This is a genomic window from Corynebacterium sp. MSK204 (assembly GCF_030229885.1).
In the GTDB taxonomy this organism is placed as follows: domain Bacteria; phylum Actinomycetota; class Actinomycetes; order Mycobacteriales; family Mycobacteriaceae; genus Corynebacterium.
This window is the reverse complement of the sequence record NZ_JASPGQ010000035.1, coordinates 1-3,655: the sequence shown is the minus strand read 5'-3', so window position 1 is coordinate 3,655 and position 3,655 is coordinate 1. Positions and strand designations below refer to the sequence as shown.

Below are 3,655 nucleotides of genomic sequence, written 5' to 3'. Positions count from 1 at the left end.
CAAAATGGTAATAAGAAGGCCGCTGCTTAACCCCTAAGCAGCTTAACTACGTGTCCACGATTTGCGGGCAACCCCAAGCTCGTTTGAGTAGTTGGTTGATGGCGTTGGGGGATTTTCCGCCGACGGTGACGTCTGCGTATTTGGAGCGTGTGATGGTGACGTCGCTGGTGGCGTAGTCGATGTGGGTGGGGCGGAGCATAATCCAGGGTTTGTAGCCGTCTGGGTTGGTGCGGTCGCCGAGTCCGACGGTGGAGACGTTGTCTTCGGGGTCCCAGCGGCGGCTGATGTTTTTTACACCTTCTCTGACGTGTCCGGCGACGGAGGAGTCGTTGGTGAGGGGGACGATGTCGATGATGAAGGTGGGTTTCCAGAGTCGGGTGTGGGTGGGGAATGGTTGTTTGTCCCAGGGCATCCAGAGGGTGATGGTTAGGCGGAGTCCTGCGGCGTCGAGTGTTTCCTTGGTCAGGTCGGCAAGTGAGTCGAAGCGAGCGGCAAGCACAGTCCAAGGAGTTGTGGTGGATTTGTGAAGTGGGTTGACCATAATCGGCCAGTCTGCGTAATCACGCCAGGCAATGGGCGACCAGGGGTCAGCGTCGGGCAGTAAGTCGAATTGGTAGAGGCGTCGCAGGTTCATCAAGATGAAGGTCTTAATGACTCGCAGAGAGTCGCCGGCGCGGACGTCCATGTATTTGGGTTGGATGGCTTTGATGGCCAGTGGGTTGGATTCCATGACGAGGTAGTTGGCCAGGTCGTGGATGGAGGTGCCGGTGATTTCGACGGTGGGGTCGTGTTGTTGTGCGTGGTCGATGATGGTGTCGACGAAGTAGGTGTAGCGGGTGTGGCCGTATTCGACGACGAGGAATTGTTGTATGTCGGTGAGTTTGCGCAGGGTGGAGTTGGGGTCGCCGTCGAAGGCTAGTGGTGGGATGAGTAGGTCGACGACGGGGTGGTTGGCGGGTACTTCGAGGGTGAAGGTGCCGGCGTCGTTGACTTTGTCGTTGGCTTTGAGGCTGGTGTAGCCGGTGATGATGGTTTGTGGGGTGAGGTATTTGTCAGTCAAATAGACGAATGGCGTGTGGTCGTCCTGATGCCGTTGCCCAAGTGCGGCCATTTGAATTGTTTGATGTTCCTGCATTGCTGATTATTCCTCCTGTTTGTGCCCATGGTTGTAGGTATTCGTTGCGCCAGTGGATGTGGCATTTGTGGCAGTCGATGGCGGTGGCGTCGCCGGGCATGATGGGGCGTGTCCAGGCGATGCCGCGGAGTGTGGCCCAGGCGTTGTGGTTGGGGTAGCCGTGTGTGTCGGTGATGAGCCCGCCGGTGTCGGGGTTGGTGTGGTAGATGAGGCCGGTGGCGCCGAGTGCTGGTGGGAGGATGATGGGGCCGTTTTTGTCTTCGGTGACGCGGGCGGTGAGTCCGTGCCAGTGGATGGTGGGCCAGAGTGGGATTTGTCCGGTGTTTTCGATTGTGGTGATTCCGGTGGCGGTGTGTTCGGGCCCAAAGTAGCGGCCGTCTTGGGCGGTGAGGTGTATTTCGAGGGTGGTGGTGTCTTTGGGGGCGCTTTCTTCGGGTAGGCCGATGGGTGTTTCGAGGTGGACGAAGAGTTGGAGTTCGGGTTGTCGGGGTTGGTGGAAGGTGAGGATGGCGGGTTTGTAGAAGTCGAGGCCGTCGAGGAAGCGGCGGATGTTGGTTTCAGTGGTCAGGCTGGTGGTGTGGGTGATGCTGACGGTCAGGGTTGGGGTGATGGGCTCTGGGGTGGTGGTGTCGTAGGTGTGGGTGGGGAAGTGTTGGGTGGTTGGTACGGGGTGGTCGGATAGTTTTCCGTCGGTGCCGGAGATTTTGTGCAGGGTGACGCCTTCGTCGCCTTCCTGGGCGCCGGCGAGGTGCCAGGTGTGGCCTTTGTAGTCGGTGAGTTGAATGTCCATGGTGATGTCCTCCTGCTAGACGACCATTGGGGTGGTGAAGGTGTTGATTCTGACTCCGCGTTCGAGTGCTTCGATTCGGCGTTGATAGTCGTCGAGGGCTTGGTTGACGCCGCGGCGGACGTCGTCGGAGGAGACTTCCATGTTGTCGCCGTTCATGTTGAGGTGAACTTCGACTGGTGGGAGGGCGGTTTTGCCGGGGTCGTCGGCGGTTCCTGCTTCTGCGATTTTGACGCGGCCTTGATTGTCGAGGATGTCTGGGGCGTTGGTGCCGTCGATTCCCCAGGGGGAGCCTAGGTCGTCGGTGATGTCGGCGAGGACGTCGCCGAGGAATTGTGAGCCCCATTCGATGGGGGCGCCTACTCGTTCTTCTTGACCGTTAAGCCATGCTTCTACGCCTTCTGAGAAGGTCTTAGCGGTGGCGTCGAGGTGCTTTGCAGCGTAGGTGATGCCGTCAGCAAAGTTGGTCATCTGTTGGGAGTTGAGTACCCATTCTGATTGGCCGGACGTGTTGACGGCGACGGAGTTGTTGGGCAGCACACCGCCAGTGTCGCGCAGGAATGCGGGGAGCACGCCACCAGTGTGGTAGCCGCCGGCCTGGTCGTAGGCCGCGGAGAGGGAACCGTAGCGGGACATGGCGTAGTTCATGGAGGAGCGAATGTTGGCTTCTGGGTCCCAAATGTCATCAAATCCGGGGTCTTTGTAGGCCTGGAATGTGGGGTCGATGGTTTGCATGAGGCCTTTGGATGGGGTGCCGGCGACGGCGTTGGAGTCCCAGTCGTTGATGGCGTGGGGGTTGCCGCCGGATTCTTGTTGCATGCGGCGCAGCACGGTATCGACGAGGGATGTTGGTTGGCCTTTTTCTTTTAGTAGGCGGGTGACGAGGCCGCGGTATTTGTTGACGTCGCCGCCGACGCTTAGGTGTTCTTTGACCTTTTTGGCGACGGCGGTGACTTTGTCTTTGAGCCAGTTCCAGGCGGTGGTGGCGCCCTTGGTGAGGTAGGCGGGGGCGACGGATTTGGCTAGGTCGGTGCCGTTGCTGATGCCGAGGTTTTCTTTGACGGAGTTGATTTTGTCGTCGAAGAGTTTCTTCGCGGCGTTGGCGAAGTCGCCGCCGAGTTCGATGGCTTTGTTGATGACGTCGTCGGTGACGTTCCATGCTTTGCCTGCTGTGGATTTGATGGCGCCGAGGACGCCGCCGTCAGCGAAGGAGCCTGATAGTCCGGTGCCTTTGCCGGAGCGTGCGGTGGCGTTCATGCGTGCAACGGCGGCAGGTCCGCCGACTGCTCTGGTCCATTCGGGCCGCATGATGGCTTCTCCGCCGGATAGGTTGAGCGTTCCGCCGGTGGGTGAGAAGAAGGTGTGTATGTCGCGGCCTGGGGTGTAGCCGGGCATGACACCACCAGTAGCGAAGCTGACCTCAGGAAGTTTTTCTACACCGGTTACCTTGGATACAGCGTTCCATGCGGGGCGAATGCCTTTGTTGTAGGCAAAGTTGGCAATTTTTCCGGCAATTGACTTAATAGTCTCCCAGACACTGTTCCATGCGGATTTGATTCCATCAGCGGCTTTCTCAAACCACTGCTTTACCTGGTCAACGTGTTCCTTCATCCGGTCGAAGGCAGGGCGAACGTGTGCATCAACGATGTTCTTAATGGGACCTGACCCCCAGATGGTGGACACCTTGAAACCAGCATCTCGCTGGGAAGTGAGGTACCTTTCCACCATGCCAC

At 58.7% G+C, this 3,655-nt stretch carries 3 protein-coding genes; all 3 read right to left on the bottom strand.

The annotated features are described in order from the left end of the window. Positions 1-46: 46 nt before the first annotated feature. The gene (locus tag QP908_RS11595; RefSeq protein WP_284772345.1) at positions 47-1,060 is read right to left on the bottom strand and encodes a Gp37-like protein; all 1,014 of its coding nucleotides are present in this window, start codon (positions 1,058-1,060) and stop codon (positions 47-49) included. Continuing rightward, positions 1,053-1,925: a hypothetical protein gene (locus QP908_RS11590; protein ID WP_284772344.1), complete on the bottom strand. Its 873-nt coding sequence runs from the start codon at positions 1,923-1,925 to the stop codon at positions 1,053-1,055. The genes QP908_RS11595 and QP908_RS11590 overlap by 8 nt, the downstream gene beginning before the upstream one ends. A 15-nt stretch (positions 1,926-1,940) precedes the next feature. Then, positions 1,941-3,655, bottom strand: a 1,715-nt coding sequence (locus QP908_RS11585) for a transglycosylase SLT domain-containing protein (RefSeq protein ID WP_284772343.1), incomplete at its 5' end; no start/stop codon positions are given.